Source organism: Mesorhizobium sp. M1A.F.Ca.IN.020.03.2.1, from assembly GCF_004023205.1.
Lineage (GTDB): Bacteria > Pseudomonadota > Alphaproteobacteria > Rhizobiales > Rhizobiaceae > Mesorhizobium.
Genome location: NZ_RZSV01000095.1, coordinates 1 through 20,707, shown reverse-complemented (window position 1 = coordinate 20,707; position 20,707 = coordinate 1). Strand labels below are relative to the sequence as shown.

At 63.6% G+C, this 20,707-nt stretch carries 15 protein-coding genes and 1 pseudogene; 9 read left to right on the top strand and 7 right to left on the bottom strand.

The genetic code is table 11. The features are described from left to right. Both EOA79_RS16740 and EOA79_RS16735 read left to right on the top strand, forming a co-directional pair. Nucleotides 1–843, top strand: an 843-nt coding sequence (locus tag EOA79_RS16740; protein WP_128293109.1) for a GH25 family lysozyme, incomplete at its 5' end; no start/stop codon positions are given. 140 nt (nucleotides 844–983) lie between these two features. Further along, a complete protein-coding gene (locus EOA79_RS16735; RefSeq protein WP_095825294.1) occupies nucleotides 984–1,466 on the top strand; it encodes a DUF2314 domain-containing protein in 483 nt (160 codons plus the stop codon). A gap of 231 nt (nucleotides 1,467–1,697) precedes the next feature. Here EOA79_RS16735 and EOA79_RS16730 read toward each other — a convergent pair whose 3' ends face one another. After that, complete coding sequence (locus tag EOA79_RS16730) at nucleotides 1,698–2,069, bottom strand: VOC family protein (protein WP_095825295.1); 372 nt, start codon at nucleotides 2,067–2,069, stop codon at nucleotides 1,698–1,700. A 160-nt stretch (nucleotides 2,070–2,229) separates the two neighbouring features. After that, nucleotides 2,230–6,021 (bottom strand): vitamin B12-dependent ribonucleotide reductase, encoded by a 3,792-nt coding sequence (locus tag EOA79_RS16725; protein WP_095825296.1) that lies wholly within the window; start codon nucleotides 6,019–6,021, stop codon nucleotides 2,230–2,232. A gap of 722 nt (nucleotides 6,022–6,743) precedes the next feature. Between EOA79_RS16725 and gltX the strand changes: the two genes are divergently transcribed. Then, the gene (gene gltX, locus EOA79_RS16720; protein WP_095825297.1) at nucleotides 6,744–8,117 is read left to right on the top strand and encodes a glutamate--tRNA ligase; all 1,374 of its coding nucleotides are present in this window, start codon (nucleotides 6,744–6,746) and stop codon (nucleotides 8,115–8,117) included. Here the strand turns inward: gltX and EOA79_RS16715 are convergent. From EOA79_RS16715 to EOA79_RS16705, 3 genes are all read right to left on the bottom strand, one after another. After that, a complete protein-coding gene (locus EOA79_RS16715) occupies nucleotides 8,035–9,243 on the bottom strand; it encodes a DUF2865 domain-containing protein (protein WP_095825298.1) in 1,209 nt (402 codons plus the stop codon). The genes gltX and EOA79_RS16715 overlap by 83 nt on opposite strands. Nucleotides 9,244–9,363: 120 nt before the next feature. Then, the gene (locus EOA79_RS16710; RefSeq protein ID WP_095825299.1) at nucleotides 9,364–11,685 is read right to left on the bottom strand and encodes an NADP-dependent malic enzyme; all 2,322 of its coding nucleotides are present in this window, start codon (nucleotides 11,683–11,685) and stop codon (nucleotides 9,364–9,366) included. Between the two features lie 161 nt (nucleotides 11,686–11,846). Next, nucleotides 11,847–12,626, bottom strand: coding sequence for an SDR family oxidoreductase (locus EOA79_RS16705; RefSeq protein ID WP_095825300.1), 780 nt, complete (start codon nucleotides 12,624–12,626; stop codon nucleotides 11,847–11,849). 117 nt (nucleotides 12,627–12,743) lie between these two features. On the opposite strand from EOA79_RS16705, the gene EOA79_RS16700 reads away from it, so the two are divergent. Beyond that, complete coding sequence (locus tag EOA79_RS16700) at nucleotides 12,744–13,571, top strand: UDP-2,3-diacylglucosamine diphosphatase (RefSeq protein ID WP_095825301.1); 828 nt, start codon at nucleotides 12,744–12,746, stop codon at nucleotides 13,569–13,571. Nucleotides 13,572–13,713: 142 nt separating this feature from the next. Then, nucleotides 13,714–14,928, top strand: a complete 1,215-nt coding sequence (locus EOA79_RS16695; protein ID WP_095825302.1) for an MFS transporter — start codon at nucleotides 13,714–13,716, stop codon at nucleotides 14,926–14,928. Here EOA79_RS16695 and dgcA read toward each other — a convergent pair. Further along, nucleotides 14,899–15,882 carry an N-acetyl-D-Glu racemase DgcA gene (gene dgcA, locus EOA79_RS16690; protein WP_095825303.1) on the bottom strand — a complete coding sequence of 328 codons (984 nt, stop codon included), beginning with the start codon at nucleotides 15,880–15,882 and terminating at the stop codon, nucleotides 14,899–14,901. The genes EOA79_RS16695 and dgcA overlap by 30 nt on opposite strands. A gap of 76 nt (nucleotides 15,883–15,958) precedes the next feature. Between dgcA and EOA79_RS16685 the strand changes: the two genes are divergently transcribed. The 4 genes from EOA79_RS16685 to EOA79_RS16670 all read left to right on the top strand — a co-directional run bounded on the left by EOA79_RS16685 (nucleotide 15,959) and on the right by EOA79_RS16670 (nucleotide 20,033). After that, on the top strand, nucleotides 15,959–17,146 hold the full coding sequence (locus EOA79_RS16685) for an ABC transporter permease (protein ID WP_067328401.1): 1,188 nt from the start codon (nucleotides 15,959–15,961) through the stop codon (nucleotides 17,144–17,146). 1 nt (nucleotide 17,147) lies between these two features. Beyond that, nucleotides 17,148–17,966 carry an ABC transporter ATP-binding protein gene (locus EOA79_RS16680; protein WP_095800814.1) on the top strand — a complete coding sequence of 273 codons (819 nt, stop codon included), beginning with the start codon at nucleotides 17,148–17,150 and terminating at the stop codon, nucleotides 17,964–17,966. Between the two features lie 14 nt (nucleotides 17,967–17,980). Further along, nucleotides 17,981–19,354, top strand: a complete 1,374-nt coding sequence (locus EOA79_RS16675) for an MlaD family protein (RefSeq protein WP_095800813.1) — start codon at nucleotides 17,981–17,983, stop codon at nucleotides 19,352–19,354. Nucleotides 19,355–19,442: 88 nt separating this feature from the next. Beyond that, complete coding sequence (locus EOA79_RS16670; protein ID WP_095800812.1) at nucleotides 19,443–20,033, top strand: ABC-type transport auxiliary lipoprotein family protein; 591 nt, start codon at nucleotides 19,443–19,445, stop codon at nucleotides 20,031–20,033. Nucleotides 20,034–20,072: 39 nt separating this feature from the next. Here the strand turns inward: EOA79_RS16670 and EOA79_RS33595 are convergent. Next, nucleotides 20,073–20,677, bottom strand: a pseudogene (locus EOA79_RS33595) (3'-5' exonuclease); the annotation flags it as partial. Between the last annotated feature and the right edge of the window lie 30 nt (nucleotides 20,678–20,707).

Here is a 20,707-nt window from a genome sequence, read left to right as displayed (position 1 = left end):
GGCTTGGCCGAGGAAGAAACGGTGGCGTTCCCGGCGCCGGACCTGCCGGATACGGTCGAGCCCCCGGTCGAGGCCGCAGCACTCGTCTCGCCGCCGAAGCGGCTGTCGCGCGCAGCGCCCGCGATGCTTGCTGGCCCCGTCACCCGCTATGCCTTTCGCGATGCCAAACCGATCAATTTCGGGCGCGCCTCGCCAAGGCACCTTGCCGTCCATGGCGTCGACGTGTCGCGCTGGCAGGGCAATATCAACTGGCAAAAGCTGCGCGCCCAGGGCGCCAACTTCGCCTACATCAAGGCGACCGACGGCGGCGACCATCTCGATCCGATGTTCATGAAAAACTGGCGCGGCGCCGATGCCGCCGGGCTGAAGCGCGGCGCCTATCATTTCTTCTACTGGTGCCGCACCGCCGGCGAGCAGGCCGACTGGTTCATCCGCAACGTGCCGCGGGTCCAAGGCGCGCTGCCGCCGGTCATCGATGTCGAGTGGAACGGCGAGTCCTCCTGCAAGCGCCGGCCTTCGCGCCAGAAGGTGCTGGAGAAGATGCAGGTGTTCATGGACAAGCTGGAGCGCCATTACGGCCAGCGGCCCATCATCTACACGTCGCCGGATTTTTATCGCGACAATCTGCGCGGCGCTTTCCTCGACTATCCGTTCTGGTTGCGCGCGGTGGCCGCCCATCCGTCAAAGGTCTATCCGGGCCGCAACTGGCTGTTCTGGCAATATTCGGGCTCCGGCCTGTCGCATGGCGTCAGCGGCCGCATCGACCTCAATGTCTTCCACGGCGACGAGCGGCAGTGGCGCAGGTGGCTGGGCGGCGGCGAGATGGTGGCCGACGCGAATTGAGGCCGTCTGCTTCACCCCGGCGCCGAGCTGACGATCGACGGCAATTTCAGGATTTCGCTAACCAACGACTCACCGTCTCCCTTAGCGGCGCGGCAACGGCCTTCCGGTAACGTGTTCGTGATCGCGTCTTGGAGGGGTCTATGCGCAAATTGATTGTCACTGCCGCTGTGGTGGCCGCCGTCGGCTACGGATTTTTCAATTCGCACCTGCGCAACAAAACGCCCAATGAAAATGTGGTTGCCTATTCAACCACCGACGAGGCGATGCAGGGTGCCAAGGCGAAGGGCCATTCGACGCTGCCGCGCTTCCATGAGTTGATGGCCGCCCGCACGCCTGGCACCTATACGGTCAAGTTCCCGCTGACCCAGAACGGCGCCACCGAGCATATCTGGATGCAGCTTGTGGCTTTTAGCGACGGCCGCTTCGTCGGATTGCTGGCCGACAAGCCGGTCAACGGCAACCAATACAAGATGGGCGACCGCATGACGGTTGCCGAGGCCGATGTCGAGGACTGGATGATCCGCAACGGCGGCGACGTCTATGGTGGCTACACGGTACGCCAGGCGCTGGCCGACATGCCGAAGGAACAGGCCGCGAAATACGGGATCACGTTCAAGGATTGAAGGCGGCGCTCCCTTCTCCCCACAAGAGCTGAGGAGAGGCCGTCCATCGCGCTTTCGTCGTCCTCGGGCTTGACCCGAGGACCCATGCCGTGACCATTGCCGTAGGGCGCAGCGTGCAGAATTCTGAAACGCCGCAGCGCCTTGATGTAACGGCATGGATTCTAGGGTCTGCGCTGCGTCGCTTCGCTCCTTGCTCCGCCCTAGAATGACGAAGCCGAAGGGCATCGCCCGTCACGCCTCGTTGATCATCGCCTCGATGTTGTAACCGTCGGGATCAAGCACGAAGCAGGCGTAGTAGTTCGCCGCGTAGTCCGGACGCGGCCCGGGCGCGCCATTGTCCGCGGCACCTGCCTCCAACGCCGCCCTATAGAACGCATCGACCTCCGCCTTGCCCTTCACCCGGAAAGCGACATGAAGATGGGTGAGCGGCGGCTTCTCGCCGGTGCTCTGGATCTCGAACAGGCAGCCATTGCCGACATCGAAGGCCCAGAACACGCCTTCCTTGCCGAAAGCGAGGCGATACCCCAACGGCGCAAAAGCCTTTTCGTAGAAGAGCTTGCTCTGTTCGAGGTCGCTCACTTCGAGAGTGATGTGATCGATCATGGAAGGCCTTGGACAATCAGGCCAGTGCGGCCGGCCACGATGACGCGGCCGGCTTTGATCTATATTGGCGATGGCTGCATTTGGTTGCAACCAGATACCAGCCATCGGCCTCCAGCTTGCGAATAACTTCGCTGACTGTCAGCCTTGGCGGCATCGGGCCTCAGCTGCACCCGCTCGTCGAACCACACGTGTCGCACTTCTCGCAGGTGCCGTTCCGCACCATGGTGAAGTTGTGGCACTCCGAACATTCGTTGCCGGTGTAACCCTGGAGCAAGGACTGCTGGCGACGGGTGGCGGCTAGCTTCTTGGCCTCGGCGGCCTCGTTGGCGGCGGCGTCGGTGAAGAACGCCTCGGCGCCGCCGGCGGCCTCGGCTTCCTCTTCCACCATCTCCTCGGCCAGTTCCCTGGCGCGCTCCTCATAGTCGCGCTTGTAGGCAAGGGCCTCGTCGCTTGCAGGCTTCAACGCCAGCACGTTGGAGCCGGCGAAGGCGGTGGGCGCTGCGCGGGCAGGGGCCGTCGTCGGGGCTGAGCCGCCAAAACCCTTGGGGTCTGAACCGGCAGCCGACACCAGCTTCACCGGCGAGGCACCGCGATAGAGGCCCTTGGAGAACGGCGTCGCCTTGCCTTCGGTGATGCCGCGGCCGAGCGCCGTCTTGTCGAAGTCCGACTGATCGACATGCGCGAGGTCGTGGCGGCCGAGATAGGAGACGGCAAGCTCGCGGAACACGTAGTCGAGGATCGACGTCGCGTTCTTGATCGCGTCGTTGCCCTGCACCATGCCGGCCGGCTCGAACTTGGTGAAGGTGAAGGCCTCGACATATTCGTCGAGCGGCACGCCATATTGCAGGCCGAGCGAGATGGCGATGGCGAAGTTGTTCATCATGGCGCGGAAGGCAGCACCTTCCTTGTGCATGTCGATGAAGATCTCGCCGAGGCGGCCGTCGTCGAACTCGCCGGTCCTGAGATACACCTTGTGGCCGCCGACGACCGCCTTCTGCGTGTAGCCCTTGCGGCGGTTCGGCAGCTTCTCGCGGTCGCGGTAGAGACGCTCGATGACGCGCTCGACGATCTTTTCCGTCACCTGCACGGCGCGCTGCGCGGCGGGCGCCGCAATCAGCTGCTCGACCGCCTCGTCCTCGTCCTCCTCGCCGTCGGCGAGCAGCGAGGCATTGAGCGGCTGCGACAGCTTCGAGCCGTCGCGATAGAGCGCGTTGGCCTTCAGCGCCAGCTTCCAGGACAGCATGTAGGCGTTCTTGGCGTCCTCGACCGTCGCCTCGTTCGGCATGTTGATGGTCTTGGAGATGGCGCCCGAGATGAAGGGCTGCGCCGCGGCCATCATCAGGATGTGGCTCTGGATCGACAGCGAGCGCTTGCCGATCTTGCCGCAGGGGCTGGCGCAGTCGAACACCGGCAGGTGCTCGGCCTTGAGGAACGGCGCCCCTTCGAGCGTCATTGCACCGCAGACATGGATGTTGGCCGCGTCGATGTCCTTCTTGGAGAAGCCCAGCGCCGGCAGCATCTCGAAGGAAAAGTCGGAAAGCTGCTCGTCGGTGAAGCCGAGCGTCTCTTTCACCCAATCGGCGCCGAGCGTCCACTGGTTGAACACGAACTTGATGTCGAAGGCCGACTTCAGCGCCGCATTCAGCGCCGCGATCTTATCATCGGTGAAGCCCTTGGCCTTCAGCGAAGACGGGTTGATGCCGGGCGCCTGGTTGAGGTTGCCATGGCCGACGGCATAGGCCTCGATCTCGGCAATCTGGCTTTCGGAATAGCCGAGCGTGCGCAGCGCTTCCGGCACCGCGCGGTTGATGATCTTGAAGTAGCCGCCGCCGGCGAGCTTCTTGAACTTCACCAGCGCGAAGTCGGGCTCGATGCCGGTGGTGTCGCAGTCCATGACCAGGCCGATCGTGCCGGTCGGCGCGATCACGGTCGCCTGCGCGTTGCGATAGCCATGCTCCTCGCCGAGCTCGATGGCGCGATCCCAGGCGGCGCGGGCATGCTCGGCCAGCGCCTGCTGCTTCAGGTCGGAGGCGACCAGCGGCACCGGATTGACGGCGAGCTTCTCGTAGCCGTCCTTGTCGCCATAGGCGGCGCGGCGGTGGTTGCGCATGACGCGCAGCATGTTCTGGGCGTTGCGGTCATAGTCCGGGAAGGCGCCGAGCTCGGAAGCCATTTCGGCCGAGGTCGCATAGGCGATGCCGGTCATGATGGCCGTGAGCGCGGCGCAGATCGCGCGGCCCTCGTCGGAGTCGTAGGGAATGCCGGACGTCATCAACAGGCCGCCGATGTTGGCGTAGCCGAGGCCGAGCGTGCGGTAGTCGTAGGAGAGCTTGGCGATCTCCTTCGACGGGAACTGCGCCATCATGACCGAGATCTCGAGCACGACGGTCCACAGCCGAACGGTGTGCTCGTAAGCGGCGATGTCGATCGTGCCGTCTTCCTTGCGGTAGGGCAGGAGGTTGATCGAGGCGAGGTTGCAGGCCGTGTCGTCGAGGAACATGTATTCCGAGCACGGGTTGGAGGCCCGGATCGCACCGGCGGAGGCGCAGGTGTGCCAGTCGTTCATGGTCGTGTTGAAATGCAGGCCGGGATCGGCGGACGCCCACGCGGCATAACCGATCTTTTCCCAGAGATCCCGCGCCTTCAGCGTCTTCAGCACCTTGCCGTCCTTGCGGGCGGTGAGCTGCCAGTCGCCGTCGGCCTCGACGGCGCGCAGGAAATTGTCCCTCAGCGACACCGAGTTGTTGGAGTTCTGGCCGGAAACGGTGAGATAGGCGTCAGAGTCCCAGTCGGTGTCGTAGGTCTTGAACGACATCGAGGTGTAGCCCTGGCGGGCGAACTGGATGACGCGATAGATGTAGTTCTCCGGCACGGCGTCCTTCTTGGCCGCCTTGATCTCGCGCTTCAGCGCGGTGTTGAGGGCCGGGTCGAAGCAGTCGTCGCCATTGCCTTCGCAATTGACGCAGGCCTTCATGATCGCTTCGAGGTGCTTCTTGACGATCTTCGAGCCGGTCACCAGCGAGGTGACCTTCTGTTCTTCATTGACCTTCCAGTCGATGAAGTCCTCGATGTCGGGATGGTCGGCGTCGACGATGACCATCTTGGCGGCGCGGCGCGTCGTGCCGCCCGACTTGATGGCGCCCGCCGCGCGATCGCCGATCTTGAGGAAGCTCATCAGGCCGGACGAGCGGCCGCCGCCGGACAGCTTCTCGCCTTCGCCGCGCAGCATCGAGAAGTTCGAGCCGGTGCCGGAGCCGTATTTGAACAGGCGCGCCTCACGCACCCACAGGTCCATGATGCCGCCCTCGTTGACGAGGTCGTCCTGAACGCTCTGGATGAAGCAGGCATGCGGCTGCGGATGCTCGTAAGCCGACTTCGACTTGGTCAGCCTGCCGGTGAAGGGGTCGACATAGAAGTGACCCTGGCTCGGCCCGTCGATGCCATAGGCCCAGTGCAGGCCGGTGTTGAACCATTGCGGCGAGTTCGGCGCCACGCGCTGAGTGGCCAGCATATAGGCAAGCTCGTCGCGGAAAGCGCGGGCATCTTCTTCGGACTTGAAGTAGCCGCCCTTCCAGCCCCAATAGGTCCAGGTGCCGGACAGCCGGTCGAAGACCTGGCGAGCATCGGTTTCCGAACCATAGCGCTCGGCCTCGGGGAGCTTGGCGAGTTCGGCCTCGTCGGCAACCGAACGCCACAGGAAGGAGGGGACGTCGTTCTCCTCGACCTTCTTCAGGCGCGCCGGGACGCCGGCCTTGCGGAAATATTTTTGGGCCAGGATGTCGGCCGCGACCTGGCTGAACTGCGCCGGCACATCGATGTTGTCGAGGCGGAACACCACCGAGCCGTCGGGATTCTTGATCTCCGACAGGGCCTTGCGGAATTCGATCTCCGCGTAAGCTGCCCCTTCTTGACCTGCTTGGTCTGGCTTGGTGAAGCGACGCTCGATGCGCATTGGTCCGGTCCCTTTTGTCTACATATAGCGCTTTTCCCCAGGGATTGCTGCCCCGCCAGGCGAAAAGCACGGTCCGCCGTTTGCCGGCATCGCAGGCGACGCCGGCGTTCTCCTCGTCGCGGGCAGCACCGTGCAGACAAGCAAACGCCCTTCCAGGCGCTCACCCAGGCTGCAGGCCGACCCGCGGGTCCCTCAAAACTGAAACTTTTGTCGATTCCCTCGGAAGAGGGAAGTTCACACTATCTAGGGTCGAGCCTGCCTGCAAACACTAAATATAGTGTTAACAGATCATTTTTTCCAGCCCGACAATTCTCCCTTTCGCCCACCCAAGCCCCATCATACCCAACGCTTCCGCCGGCCTCGTGAACGGGCGGAAATGTGGGCAAAACGCACAAAATCCGGGAAAAAAGACCGGCCTCTGAACTCTCCGGTCACGCCCGCAACAGGAGCGCATGGCCTATAAAAAGCGACTCGTTCTGACCCGTCAAGGATTCGTTTTTGTAGGTTTTGTGACCCCAACATGTTGTGTGTCACATATGTGGATAATGGGGACAGAAAGGCGCATCGAAAAGCCTTTATTTGGCGGGTCCTTGCGGACGGCTCGCCGGGTTGCCGGGGCCGGGCCCGACGGGCGGCTTTTCATTTTAGCTGGCTTGCACTATCTGTTGCCCTGCGCGGGGGCGTGTCTTGTCAAGCCTGGAAGCATTCGCTACGCCCCGCTCATGACAGTTACCGTTCGTTTCGCCCCGTCGCCGACCGGCCGCATCCACATCGGCAATGCCCGCACCGCGCTGTTCAACTGGCTCTTCGCTATGAACAACAAGGGCCGCTTCATCCAGCGCTTCGACGATACAGACGTTGCCCGTTCGACGCAGGAATTCGCCGATTCAATTCTCTATGACCTGCATTGGCTCGGCATTTTTCCCGACGTTACCGAATATCAGTCGCGTCGCTTTGAAGTCTATGACGCCGCGGTGGAGCGGCTGAAGGCGGCGCGCGTGCTTTATGCCTGCTACGAAACGCCGGAGGAGCTCGACCTGCGCCGCAAGGTGCGCCGCACGCGCGGCCTGCCGCCGGTCTATGGCCGCGAGGCATTGACGCTGACGCCGGAGCAGGTGGCCGAATACGAATCCGACGGGCGCCGGCCGCACTGGCGCTTTCTTCTGCCGAACTTCACCGGCGACCCGCTGCAGCCGGAACGGACCGAGGTGCACTGGAACGACCTTGTGCGCGGCGAGGAGACCGTCGATCTCGCCTCACTGTCGGACCCAGTCCTGGTGCGTGAGGACGGCACTTATCTCTACACACTGCCTTCGGTGGTCGACGACATCGAGATGGGCGTCACCCATGTCATACGCGGCGACGACCACGTCACCAACACCGGCGTGCAGATAGCCTTGTTCCAGGCGCTGGGCGCCGAGCCGCCGGTGTTCGGGCATCATAATCTCTTGACCACCGTGTCGGGTGAGGGGCTGTCGAAGCGCACCGGCGCGCTGTCGATCGAAAGCCTGCGTGAGGACGGCATCGAGCCGATGGCGGTCGCCTCGCTTGCCGTGCTCGTTGGCACATCGGAAAATGTCACGGCAGCGCACGATCTCAACGAGCTCGCCAGCCATTTCGACCCGGCCGCGACATCCAAGTCTGCCGCCAAGTTCGATCCCGACGAGCTTTTCGTGCTCAATCGCACGCTGATGCACCAAATGCCGTTCGAGGAGGCGCGCGACCGGCTGATTGTGCTTGGCATTTCCGGCGACAGGGCCGAGCCCTTCTGGCTTGCGGTGCGCGGCAATATCGACCGTTTGTCCGACGCTGTCGCCTGGTGGCGAATCCTGAGTGACGGGCCGCAGGAGCCGGCGGAATTTTCCGGCGAGGACCGTGATTTCCTCCACCAGGCGTTCGACCTGTTGCCGGAGGAGCCTTGGAACGGCACGGTCTGGAAGGATTGGACCGGCAAGATCAAGGAAGCGACGGGCCGCAAGGGCAAGCCGCTGTTCATGCCGCTGCGGCTCGCCCTTACCGGGCGGTCTTCCGGGCCGGAGCTTGCAGATCTATTGCCGCTGATGGGTCGGGAAGGAACGCTGGCCCGACGACCCTGACCTTGCGCTGTTCCGGCGGCAGGGCCGAAACCGGTGACGCCGGCACCTTGGCGGTCAGCTGCTTGATAGCCGCGCGGTCGAGCCCGCCTGCAGCGTTGGCGAGCGTTTCGGGATCGGCGCCAGCATCGAGCTTGGCCGCCGGCGTCGGCACGAGGGTCGTCGCCCCGCTGTCCGGCTGCGGCTGCTCCGGATTGGGCGGATTCCCGCCTATGATCGAGAAGTTTTCGGCCTGGGCGTTGCAGCCGCATTGCGGCGGCCGCGAGTAGTTGGCCTGCTTGTAGAGATAGGCCGTCGGCAGCTCGCTGTAAGGACGGCCGGTCGCCGAGGATGTCATGTTGCCGGCGTCATCGTCCATGCCGCGCGTGTAGAAGACCTGCATCTCGGTGCCGGGGCAGCTCGATTCGCAATTCTTCTGATCGCGCTCGAAATCGCCAAGAGAGGCGGCGTTCGACATCGGGAAGAAATAGCCGTCGCAGGTGCGCACGCAGACGGTGATGAACTCGCCGTTCATTCTCGGCAGGTCCATGCCGTCGGGTTGGTTGATCACCCGGCGGATGTTGCGCGCGCTGGGATCGTCTGGCGGAAGCGCTTCAGGCGTGTGGAGCGTATCGATCTCCTCGTCGCCACGGCCGAAGAGCTGCTCGAACAGATTGCCGCCACCATTGTTGCGGGCGGCCTCCTGGATCGGGGCGCGATGCGGCTCGACTTCATTATCGCGGCAGCCATTGGCGTCGAGCGCCGCAAGAATGCGGCTGCGGTCGCGCCGCGTGCCGCCGCCGGCCAGCCGCTCGCGCTTGGCCTGCAAGATGTCGAGATTGGCGTTCATACGCTCTATCGAGGCATTGATCGCCGCGCATTGGCCGGCATTGCGCGAAAACAGCGTGAAGCCGCAATTGGCATCACCGGCGCGGCTGCGCGCCTTGGCCAGCTGCTCGCGCTGGCGGGCGATCGCGTCGTCATATTTGCGGATCAGTCCCGGACCGCCGCCACCGCCGCGCGTGGCTGCAAGCTCCGCTTCGAGCTGGCGGCAGGTGCGAGAAGCGGCCTGCGGCTCGGTCACAGCGACAGCCGACGCCGCCAACGCTGCAAGCAGCGCAGCAAGATGCGTCAGCTTCAACCCCTTCATCCGCCTGGAATCCCGATTGCCGGTGGAAGGCTACCGCGTTCGTAGTTAACTGTTCCCTAGCTTCCAACTCAACACAATTCCGCTGGCGCGAGCTCGCACAACCCAGAGCTCACCCTCAACTCAGATCGGGGCGAGCGCCTGCGCCTTGTGCGCCGCCTCGACGACTGCCAGTGCCGTCATGTTGACCACGCCGCGAGAGGTCACAGAAGGCGTCAGGATGTGCGCGGGCTTGTCGGTGCCGAGCAGGATCGGCCCGACATGCAGCGCGTCCATCATGGCACGCAGCGCCGTCAGCGTGATGTTGGCCGAATCGAGGTTCGGGAACACCAGCAGATTGGCTTCCCCTTTCAGCCGCGAATGCGGGTAGACGCGCTGGCGCAGATGTTCGGAAAGAGCCGAGTCGGCATGCATCTCGCCATCGCACTGCAGCTCCGGCGCGATGCGGGCGAGGATGGCAGCGGCCTCGCGCATCTTGAGCGCGCCGGGCGAATCGCGCGAGCCGAAATCCGAATGCGACAGCAATGCTGCCTTCGGCTCGATGCCGAAGCGCTGGATTTCTTCCGCCGCCAGCACCGTCATCTCGGCGATCTCCTCCGCCGTCGGATCGACGGAGACATGGGTGTCGGTGAGGAAGATGATGCCGCGCTGCGAGATCAGCATCGACAGCGTCGAGAGATCGCGGTCCTTGATGCCGGGACGCGGCCCGATGATCAGCGTGACATTGCGCAGATGTCGCTCGAAGCGGCCTTCGAGCCCGCAAATCATCGCATCCGCATCGCCGCGCTTCAACGCAAGCGCGGCGATCACCGTGTTGTTGGTGCGCACCATGGTGCGGGCGGCTTCCGTCGTTATACCGCGGCGACCCGCGAGTTCGATCAGCAGATCGACATAGTGCCGGTAGCGCGGATCGTCCTCCGGGTTGATCAGGCCGAAATCGACCCCCGGCCGGATGCGCAGGCCGTAGCGCTTCAGCCTGACTTCCACGACATGCGGGCGGCCGATCAGGATCGGTTCGGCGATGCCTTCCTCCAGGACCACCTGTGCCGCCCGCAGCACGCGCTCGTCCTCGCCGTCGGCGTAGATGACGCGCTTCGCGCTGGCGGCCTTGGCCGAGGAGAACACCGGTTTCATCACCAGGCCGGAGCGGAAGACGAAGCGGTTGAGCTTGTCGACATAGGCCGCGAAATCGGTGATCGGCCGCGTCGCCACGCCGGTGTCGCAGGCGGCTCTCGCCACCGCCGGCGCGATGCGCAGGATGAGACGCGGATCGAAGGGCGAGGGGATCAGGAAGTCCGGGCCGAAGACCGGCGTCTCGCCGGAATAGGCGCGGGCGGCGACGTCCGATGGCTCCTCGCGGGCCAGCGCCGCGATCGCTCTGACCGCGGCCATCTTCATCTCCTCGTTGATGGCGCTCGCCCCGCAATCCAGCGCGCCGCGGAAAATGTAAGGAAAGCAGAGCACGTTATTGACTTGATTGGGAAAATCGGAGCGCCCGGTGCAGATCATGGCGTCGGGCCGTGCCGCGCGCGCAACCTCCGGCATGATCTCCGGCGTCGGGTTGGCGAGCGCCAGGATCAGCGGCTTCGGCGCCATGTGCTGCAGGAGTTCTGGCTTCAGCACGCCTGCGGCGGACAGGCCGAGAAAGACGTCGGCGCCGGGGATGACATCGGTCAGCGTGCGCGCCTGGGTGTCCTTCACATAAGGGTCTTTCCAGCGGTCCATCTCCTCGACCCGGCCTTTGTAGGCGACGCCGAAACGATCGGTGACCCAGATGTTTTCGACCTTGGCCCCGAGCGAGACCAAAAGGTTGAGGCAGGCGAGCGCCGCAGCGCCCGCGCCGGACGTGACGATCTTGATGTCGGAGATCGATTTGCCGGCGAATTCCAGCCCGTTGAGCACCGCGGCGGCGACGATGATTGCCGTGCCATGCTGGTCGTCATGGAAAACCGGAATGCCCATGCGGTCCTTCAGCCGCTCCTCGACCTCGAAGCATTCAGGCGCCTTGATGTCCTCGAGATTGATGCCGCCGAAGGTCGGCTCGAGCGCGGCCACCGTCTCGACCATGCGCTCGATCTCGGGAGCATCGATCTCGATGTCGAACACGTCGATGCCGGCGAATTTCTTGAACAGCACCGCCTTTCCTTCCATCACCGGCTTGGAGGCGAGCGGGCCGATATTGCCCAGCCCAAGCACCGCCGAGCCGTTGGAGACAACGCCGACGAGGTTGGCGCGCGCCGTGTAGTCGGCGGCGGCCGCGGGATCGTCCCGGATCTCGAGACAAGGAGCGGCAACGCCCGGCGAATAGGCAAGCGCGAGGTCGCGCTGGTTGCCCAGCGGCTTGGTCGCCTGGATCTCGAGCTTTCCCGGGGTGGGGTGCTTGTGGAAGAAGAGCGCGGCCTCATCAAGGTCCGATCGGGCCGTTTTCTTGCTCTCGCCGTCCATTCGCGGCCCTCCTGCGCTTCTTGCTTTCGAGCCTTTTAGCATGCAGCGGCGATTCTTCGCGACGCCAAATGTCGGCCCTGGCATTCACGATGCCGAGGCGAAGATAATCAATCCATTTCAGCCTGTTGGCTCGGAAACTTGCGGCGGATCGACGAAGCTCGTCAGAACGCACTGACGTAGAGGCCGCCGTCGACCGGGATGTTCTGTCCAGTGAGATAGCCGGCATGAACCGAGCACAGGAAGGCGCAGATCTGGCCGAACTCTTCCGGCGTGCCGAGGCGCTTTGCCGGTACGTCGGCGCTGATGCGGGCCTTGCGCGCGGCGGCCGCTGCGGGGTCTTCCGGCGTGCCGGCTTCGTGCGGGCCTCGCAACCGGTCGGTGTCGAGCTTGCCGGGCAATAGGCTGTTGATGGTGACGTTTCGGTCGATCACCGTGCGGGCCACGCCGGCAAGGAACGAGGTCAGGCCGGCGCGGGCGCCCGACGACAGGTCGAGGCCCGGTAGCGGCACATAGACCGACAGCGATGTGATGTTGACGATGCGGCCGAAGCCGCGCTTGGCCATACCGTCGATGACCGCCTGGATCAGCTCGATCGGCGTCACCATGTTCTGCGTCACGCCTTCGAGGATTTTCGCGCGGTCGAGCTCGCGGAAATCGCGAAGCGGCGGGCCGCCATTGTTGTTGACCAGGATGTCGGGGGCGGGGCAGGCGGCAAGCAATGCCTTCTGCACTTCCGGCTTCGAGACGTCGCCCGCGATCTCGATCACCTCGACGCCGAATTTTTCGCGGATTTCCTGCGCCGTCTTCGCCAACAGCTCGGCGTTGCGGCCGTTGACGACAAGGTCGACGCCGGCTTCGGCCAGCGCAATCGCGCAGCCGCGCCCCAGTCCCTTGCTCGAGGCGCAGACGATGGCCTTCTTGCCGCGAATGCCGAGATCCATGCTGACTTCTCCTTTTTCGAGGGCGGCAAGCTAGCGCCTAGGCTGGACCAACCGCAACCGTCATACGGTTGTTGCATGAATCGAGGCATAGCACGCCAAAGAAAGGTGGAAATCGCGATGTCCGGTCCAGAGCCCCGCACTTTTCGCACCATGTTCATTTCCGACGTGCATCTCGGCTCGAAAGCGGCCAAGGCCGATTTCCTGATCGATTTCCTGCGCCACCATGACGCCGATACCATCTACCTGGTCGGCGACATCGTTGACGGCTGGCGCCTGCGGCGCAGCTGGCATTGGCCGCAGAGCCATAACGACGTGGTGCAGAAGTTGCTGCGCAAGGCGCGCAAGGGCGCCTCGATCACCTACATCGCCGGCAACCACGACGAATTCGCCCGCCAGTTCCAGGGGGTGCATTTCGGCGGCATCGTCGTTGCCGACCGCGCCATTCATGAGACCGCCGACGGCAGGCGGCTTCTCGTCATCCATGGCGACCAGTTCGACACTGTGGTGCACAATCGGCGCTGGCTCGCTTACCTCGGCGACTACGCCTATGACACGGCAATGCTGGTCAATCGCCTCGTGACGAGACTGCGCCACCTGCTCGGCCTGCCTTACTGGTCGTTCTCTTCCTGGGCGAAGGTCAAGGTGAAGAAGGCGGTGAACTTCATCGGATCGTTCCAGACGGTGCTCTCCGAGGAAGCGCGGCGCTCGCATGTCGACGGCGTGATCTGCGGCCACATCCATCACGCCGCGATCGAAAGCTATGGCGACGTGCAATACATCAACACCGGGGACTGGGTGGAAAGCTGCACCGCGGTGGTCGAGCATTTCGACGGCCGCATGGAGATCCTGACCTGGGCGCATGTGCTGCCCGAAGTTGCGGCCGGCAAGGACGCGCCGGTGCTCGATCTCATCGATCTCAAGGGCAGGGCGGTCAACGCTGCCTGAGCGCCTTTCCGGCTCCGAGGTTCCTTGTCTTTCAACAGCTTTAGCCAGATCGACTGGTCCAGGCGGTTCCGCCGCGCCTTGCCGCGTGATAGGGATCGAAACGCGTTGCGGGTCGTGGAATGCAGCGTAATTGGATCGATTCATGCCGCTGCCGCCGCTTTCGCCTGAGCAACTCGTCAAGCCAGCCCATTTCGAACTGCGCATGAGCCTGATCTTCGCGACATTGTTCGTGTCGCAGGGGACGCATCTGCCCTATTTTCCGCTCTGGCTGGAGGCGAAAGGCTTCCACGCCGAACAGATCGCAGTCATCCTGGCCGCGCCGATGTTCCTGCGCGTCGTGACGACGCCGATGCTCACCGCGTTTGCCGACCGGGCGAAGGACCGCGCCAATGTCTATATCGCGCTGGTCGCGGCGACGATGATCATTTCGGCCGGCTATTTCCTGCCGGCCACCTATGCGGGCGTGCTGGCCATCTCGCTGTTGCTTTCGATCCCTTGGACGCCGCATTCGCCGATGGCCGATTCGCTGGCTCTGTCGGGCGTCCGCCGCTTCGGCTCCAACTACACGGCCATGCGCAAATGGGGTTCGATCTCCTATTTCTGCGCCAATATAGTCGGCGGCTTCATCCTGGCGGCCACCGGCCCGCAAACTGTTCCGGCGATCATCTTTGTGGCCCTTGCCGCAGCGCTTGTCGCGGGTTTGTGGGCGCCGCGGATGGGCAAGCCTCGCAAGGCGTCGCCATTATCGGCGACCGACATTCAGCATTCGGCGCCAAGCCTCTTCAACGCCTATTTCCTCTATTTCACGCTGGGTGTCGGCATCATCACCGCCAGCCACGCCTTTCTTTACGGCTTCGTGTCGATCTACTGGAAGTCGATCGGCATCAGCGATTCCGTCGTGGGCCTGCTGTGGGCCTGGGGCGTGGTTGCCGAGGTCTGCATGTTCTTGTTCTTCAACCGCATTTTCGCCTCCGTTTCCGTCGTCAGGGTGATGGTGATCGCCGGCATCGGCTCGATCCTGCGATGGGTCGCCTTTCCGCTGGTCTGGCCGCTGGGCCTCGGCGTCGTCGGCTTCTTCGGCGTCCAGACGCTGCATGCGGTTTCGGTGGCGATGGTGCTGATCGGCCTGCAGAAGATGATCGGCGAAACGGTTTCCGAAGAGCGCACGGGCGCCGCGCAAGGCATCGCCTATTTCTTCAACGGCTTCTTCATGGCCGCGGTCACGCTGGTCTCCGGCCCGCTCTACGATCATCTTGGCGTCGACGGGTTCCTGGCGATGATCCCGATCGCGATCATCGGCCTCGCGCTGATCGGGCTTGCCGCGCGGTCAGCCCCACAGCGCCGGCTGAGGCGGTGAGACCAGCGAGCCCTGGTAGACGAGACCCGGTTCGCGGTCGTGCGCCAAGAGCAGCGGCCCGTCGAGGTCGACGAAATCGGCGCCTTGAGCCAAGAGCACTGCCGGCGCCATGGCGAGCGACGTGCCGACCATGCAGCCGACCATGATGCCGAAACCCAACTCGCGGGCACGGTCGCGAAGGATCAGCGCTTCGGTCATTCCACCAGTTTTGTCGAGCTTGATGTTGACGACGTCATAAAGGCCGACCAGCGCTTCGAGGTTCTTCGCCTCGTGCACGCTTTCGTCGGCGCAGATCGGCACGGGATGCGCGATTTCGCGCAAGATGCCATCACGGCCGGCCGGCAGCGGCTGCTCGATCAGCACTATGCCGTGCTCGGCTGCGAATGCGAGATTCTCGACGATGTTGTTATCGGTCCAGCCCTCGTTGGCATCGAGTATGATGCGGCTTTGCGGGGCGGCTTGCGTCACGGCGCGAATCCTTGCCGCGTCGTTGTCGCCGCCGATCTTGACCTTGAGCAGCGGCCGCGAGGCAGCGGCGCGGGCCTGCGCCGCCATCGCCTCAGGTTCGGCGAGCGACAGCGTGTAGGCGGTTTCGAGCGCCTTAGGCGAAACGACCCCGATCGCGTCCGCCACCGGCCTGGCGCCCAGCTTGGCTTCGAGATCCCACAAGGCGCAGTCGATGGCATTGCGGGCCGCTCCGGCCGGCATGGCCGCGAGCAAGGCGGTGCGGCCGATGCCGTCGATGATCTGGCCGCGCATCGCCTCGATTGCGGCGCGCACGCCTTCCATCGTCTCGCCGTAGCGCCTGTAGGGCACGCATTCGCCGCGCCCGACATGTCCGTTGTCGGCGATCGTCACGGTGATGACTTCAGCCTCGGTTTTCGATCCGCGCGATATGGTGAAGGTGCCCGCGATGGGGAATCGCTCCACCTCGACCGAAATGACACGCGCCATATTTTTCTTCTCCGGCTGTGCGACCCGGTCTCCCGGCAAATCGACACGCCAGTCCCGTCACGCTAAACAGGACGCCATGTTGACCATCCGCAAACGCGACGCAAGCCGTACGCCCGCCGGTGATGCCAATCACCAGCCGCGCATTATCGTCGGCGAGGAAGGCGACGTAATCGGCTGCGCTTTCTCGGGTGTCTGGACGACGCGGACCGTGGCATCGGTCGATGCGGAGATGCGCAAGATCGAAAACCGCAACAGCGCCAAGAAGCTGATGCTCGACCTTTCCCAGATCGAGAAGATGGACACGGCCGGCGCCTGGCTGATCGATCGGCTGGCGAGCGCTTTCGAGAAGAAAGGCGTCGAAGTCCATGTGCAGGGGCAGAGCGAGATCGCCTCAATCCTGCTCGGCGCGGTGGGCGACGCGGTGCGTCGCGAACCCGAATCGGGGCCGGCCGGACCGCCCAACATCATCCTGCGCGCGCTGGAGCTGGTCGGCCGCCGCGTCTACGAGATGCGCGACGATTTTCTGGCCTCGATGAACATCCTCGGCGCCACCATCCGCGGCGCGCAGATGAAGCTCGGCCGCGGCCATGCCGTCAATCCGGCAGCAATCTTCAACCAGATCGACCGCATGGGCGTCGGCGCCATTCCCGTGGTGGTGCTGATGTCGGCCATCGTCGGCGCCATCGTCGCCCAGCAAGGCGCTTATCAGCTCAGCTATTTCGGTGCCGACATTTTCGTCGTCGACCTCGTCGGCGTGCTGATCCTGCGCGAACTTGGCGTGCTGATGACCGCGATCATGCTGGCCGGCCGCTCGGGCAGCGCCATCACCGCCGAGATCGGCTCGATGAAGATGCGCGAGGAGGTCGACGCGCTGAAGGTGATCGGGTTGAACCCGATCGGCGTGCTGGTGTTTCCGCGGCTCGTCGCCTTGGTGATTGCGCTGCCGTGCTTGACGATCATCGCGAATTTCGCCGCGCTCGGCGGCGGCATCATCGCCGCCTGGCTCTATTCCGACATTCCACCGGCGGCATTCATCGATCGGCTGCGGGTCGCCATCGACCTCAGCACCATTTTTGCCGGGCTGATCAAGGCGCCGTTCATGGCCATGATCATCGGCACCATCGCTTCGGTCGAGGGCATGAAGGTCGGCGGCAGCGCCGAATCGCTCGGCCAGCACGTGACCGCGTCGGTGGTGAAGTCGATCTTCGTCGTCATCATCCTCGACGGGCTTTTCGCCATGTTTTACGCATCGATCGGGTTTTGAGATGGCGGTTGCAAGCGGCAACGGGGTCAAGACGGCGCAGAACGCGGACCAGAGCGAGATCGTGCTTTCGGTCCGTGACGTCACCGTTGCCATCGAAGACAAGCTGGTCCTCGATAAGCTTTCGCTCGATATCGAGCGCGGCGAGATCCTGGGCTTCGTCGGCGCCTCGGGCGCCGGCAAGTCGGTGTTGCTGCGCACCATCCTTGGGCTTATGCCGAAGCAATCGGGAACCATCAGGCTGTTCGGCGTCGACGTCGACAAGGCAAGCGAGATCGAGCGCCTGCGCATCGACATGCGGCTCGGCGTCCTGTTCCAGCACGGCGCGCTGTTTTCGGCGCTGACAGTGCTGGAAAACGTGCAGGTGCCGATGCGCGAGTATCTCGACCTGCCGAAGAAGCTGATGGACGAGCTCGCCATGCTCAAGGTCGAGCTGGTCGGGCTGCCGCCGGACGCAGCGCAGAAATTCCCTTCCGAGCTGTCGGGCGGCATGATCAAGCGCGCGGCGTTGGCTCGCGCGCTGGCGCTCGATCCGGACATCGTCTTCCTCGACGAGCCGACCTCGGGCCTCGATCCGATCAGCGCGGCCGAATTCGACGAATTGGTCGTCAAGCTGCGCGATACGATGGATTTGACTGTCTACATGGTCACGCACGACCTCGACACGCTGTTCACCGCCTGCGACCACGTGGCGGTGCTCGGTAAGAAGAGGGTGCTGGTCGAAGGCACGATCGACGACATGCTGAAAAGCGAGGAGCCGTGGGTAAAATCCTATTTCCGCGGAAAACGCGCCCGGCAACTTGATCTTGCGGCTCGCGCATAGCCATAAGTGAGGTAATGGAAACCAGAGCCAACTACGTCATTGTCGGCATTTTCACGCTGGCCGCGATCCTCGCGGCCTTCGCCTTCGTCTACTGGACGGCCGCGATCGGCGAGCGTGGCGAGACGACGCTGTTGCGCGTGCGCATCCCGGGCTCGGCTTCGGGCCTTGGCCGCGGCAGCTTCGTGCTGTTCAACGGCGTCAAGGTGGGCGACGTCAAACGGGTCTATATCGATGTCGACAACCCGACGGTCGCCATCGCCGATACCGAGATCGACCGCATGACGCCGATCACCAAGTCGACGCAGGCCGATATCGGGCTCGCCGGCCTCACCGGCCAGGCCAATATCGAGCTGAAAGGCGCCGATCCAAAGGAAGTGAAGCTGCTCGACCAGGCCGAGAAAGAAGGCAGGGTTCCGGAGATCGTCGCCAATCCGTCGGCCGTGACCAACCTGCTGCAGACGGCGCAGAACATCTTCACGCGTGCCGACAAGGTGCTTTCCGAGTTGGAAGGCTTCACCAAGGATGTTCGCGGACCGCTGACGCAGACAGTCAAGAACGTCGAGACCTTCTCCAACGCGCTGGCCAAGAATTCGGACGGCATCGATAAATTCCTGTCCGCCGTGAGCTCGCTTTCGGAGCAATTGCAAAATGTGTCGGGCCGACTCGACAGCACGCTGAAGGCGGCCGAGGGCCTGCTCAATTCGGTCGACAAGGACCGGATCAAGAGCATCGTCGCCAATGTCGACACTGTCACCGCGAACCTCAAGGAAACCAGCGGGCAGTTGGACGGCGTGCTGAAGAACGTCGATGCCGCGGTGGGGTCGGTCAACGACTTCGCCAAGCAGACGCAAGGTACGCTCGCCAAGGTCAACGGCGTTCTCGATGGGATAGATCCGGCGGATGTCCGTACGGCGCTCGCCAACATCCAGAAGGCGAGCGACAGCGCCAACAAGGCGGCCGCCGACATCGCCAAGGTCACCGACAAGATCGCCAACCGCTCCGACGACATCAACGATACGATCAAGAATGCCCGCCAGCTTGCGCAACGCCTCAACGACGCCTCCGTGCGCGTCGACGGGATTCTCGAGAAGGTCGACAAGCTTCTCGGGTCCGGTGAAGCCAATGGCGTAATGGCCGATGCTCGGGCGACGCTGAAGTCCTTCAAGCAGGTTGCCGATACGCTGAACTCTCGGCTGGGCACCATCGTCGACAATCTGTCGCGCTTCTCCGGCCAGGGCCTGCAGGATGTCGAGGCGCTGGTCCAGGCCAGCCGGCGCTCGATCAGCCGAATCGAGGAAGCGGTGACAGATCTCAGCCGAAACCCGCAGCGCATACTGACGGGCGGCGAGGGGGAGGTCCGTCAGTTTGACGGCAGGGCACGGCGTTGACTTCCGCTGCTGCGAACGCCAAGAACATGGATTGCAGCTGTAAGTTGATCGTCAGATCCGGGGACAGTGGGGATCGCGCGTGAAGTTAGTGAGAGGGTTGAAGTCCGTTGCTGCCGCGACGCTCGTGTTCACGCTTGCAGGCTGCGCGGTACTGGGGGGCAGGCCGGCGCCGCTCGACACGTTCGAGCTTTCCGCGCCTTCGCTCGACATGCGAGGCCACAGCCGCCGCCAGATCCTGATCGCCCAACCCTCGGCGCTGAAGGCGCTGGACAGCCAGAACATCGTGATCAGGCCGTCCGACCAGTCGATCCAGTTCCTCAAGGGCGCGCAATGGGCGGACCGCCTGCCGCTGATCGTGCAGGCAAGGCTCGCCGAGACTTTTCAGCGGTCCGGCAGCTTTGCCGGTGTCGGCAAGCCGGGCGAGGGTTTGGCGATCGACTACCAGATCATCGTCGAGGTGCGGTCCTTCGAAGTCCGGGTCAATGGCGGCGAACATGCCGATGTCGAGCTGTTCGTGCGCATCCTCAACGATCGCAATGGCGAGGTGCGCGCCTCGAAGGACTTCACGGCCAGCGCACCGGTCTCGGGCGGCGGAAATGCCGCTTATGTCGGTGCCCTGGACAACGCGTTCGGCCAAGCGGCGAAGGACATCGTCCGCTGGACCGATTCGGTGATCTGAACGAATGCGCGTGCCGGTGCGGTGCCACGCAGACAAACACTCGAAGACGTCTGCCTGCAATTTTTCGGATTTCAACAGATGTTGCAGGGTGTAGGTCAGCGATAGCGCATCGTCGAGCGCGTCGTGTGCCCGCAACGGAGCGTGGTCGACGCCATAATAGTCCGCCAGCTTGTTGCTGGGTGTCCTCGCCAAATCTTCGATCGGCATCCCTGCCGCTAGCAGCAGCTTGACTGCATTGTCGAACCGGTTGGCTGGTATGGAAACGGGAATGCCGGCGACATAACAACTGATCGCGACCATGTTCAGCTCGTCCTTGCCCCAGGACCAAAAGCGCGCACCGTCGGAGAACCGGTCGATGTCGGCAAGAGCTTCTGCCAATTCGACTCCCTCGGTCTCCAGGGTTTCTTCAGTGATGCCGGTGAGCTGGGTGAAAAACGGATCGAGCGCGTATCCCCGGCCAATCGGTCAATCGGTTGCACATAGGCGCAGTGCGTGCCTAATAGGGGAAACTCCCCCTCAAGTCCGAGCTTTACTGCGCCGACCTGGGCTATGACCGGATCGGGATCATGAGCCGCGCACCAAAATCTGCGTTGCGAGCCTTCGAGGCAAAGAAATTCGCAGTCGAAGATTATCGCTGTCTTCAAGGCCTTCCCCGCCAAATCGAAGATGGGACC

Bases quoted from the DNA above. Each gene is read 5' to 3' on its own strand.
- EOA79_RS16675 (WP_095800813.1), top strand. From the start codon at position 17,981: ATGGAAACCAGAGCCAACTACGTCATTGTCGGCATTTTCACGCTGGCC.
- EOA79_RS16735 (WP_095825294.1), top strand. From the start codon at position 984: ATGCGCAAATTGATTGTCACTGCCGCTGTGGTGGCCGCCGTCGGCTAC.
- EOA79_RS16730 (WP_095825295.1), bottom strand. From the start codon at position 2,069: ATGATCGATCACATCACTCTCGAAGTGAGCGACCTCGAACAGAGCAAG.
- EOA79_RS16705 (WP_095825300.1), bottom strand. From the start codon at position 12,626: ATGGATCTCGGCATTCGCGGCAAGAAGGCCATCGTCTGCGCCTCGAGC.
- EOA79_RS16710 (WP_095825299.1), bottom strand. From the start codon at position 11,685: ATGGACGGCGAGAGCAAGAAAACGGCCCGATCGGACCTTGATGAGGCC.
- EOA79_RS16685 (WP_067328401.1), top strand. From the start codon at position 15,959: ATGTTGACCATCCGCAAACGCGACGCAAGCCGTACGCCCGCCGGTGAT.
- EOA79_RS16715 (WP_095825298.1), bottom strand. From the start codon at position 9,243: ATGAAGGGGTTGAAGCTGACGCATCTTGCTGCGCTGCTTGCAGCGTTG.
- gltX (WP_095825297.1), top strand. From the start codon at position 6,744: ATGACAGTTACCGTTCGTTTCGCCCCGTCGCCGACCGGCCGCATCCAC.
- EOA79_RS16725 (WP_095825296.1), bottom strand. From the start codon at position 6,021: ATGCGCATCGAGCGTCGCTTCACCAAGCCAGACCAAGCAGGTCAAGAA.
- EOA79_RS16695 (WP_095825302.1), top strand. From the start codon at position 13,714: ATGCCGCTGCCGCCGCTTTCGCCTGAGCAACTCGTCAAGCCAGCCCAT.
- dgcA (WP_095825303.1), bottom strand. From the start codon at position 15,882: ATGGCGCGTGTCATTTCGGTCGAGGTGGAGCGATTCCCCATCGCGGGC.
- EOA79_RS16680 (WP_095800814.1), top strand. From the start codon at position 17,148: ATGGCGGTTGCAAGCGGCAACGGGGTCAAGACGGCGCAGAACGCGGAC.
- EOA79_RS16700 (WP_095825301.1), top strand. From the start codon at position 12,744: ATGTCCGGTCCAGAGCCCCGCACTTTTCGCACCATGTTCATTTCCGAC.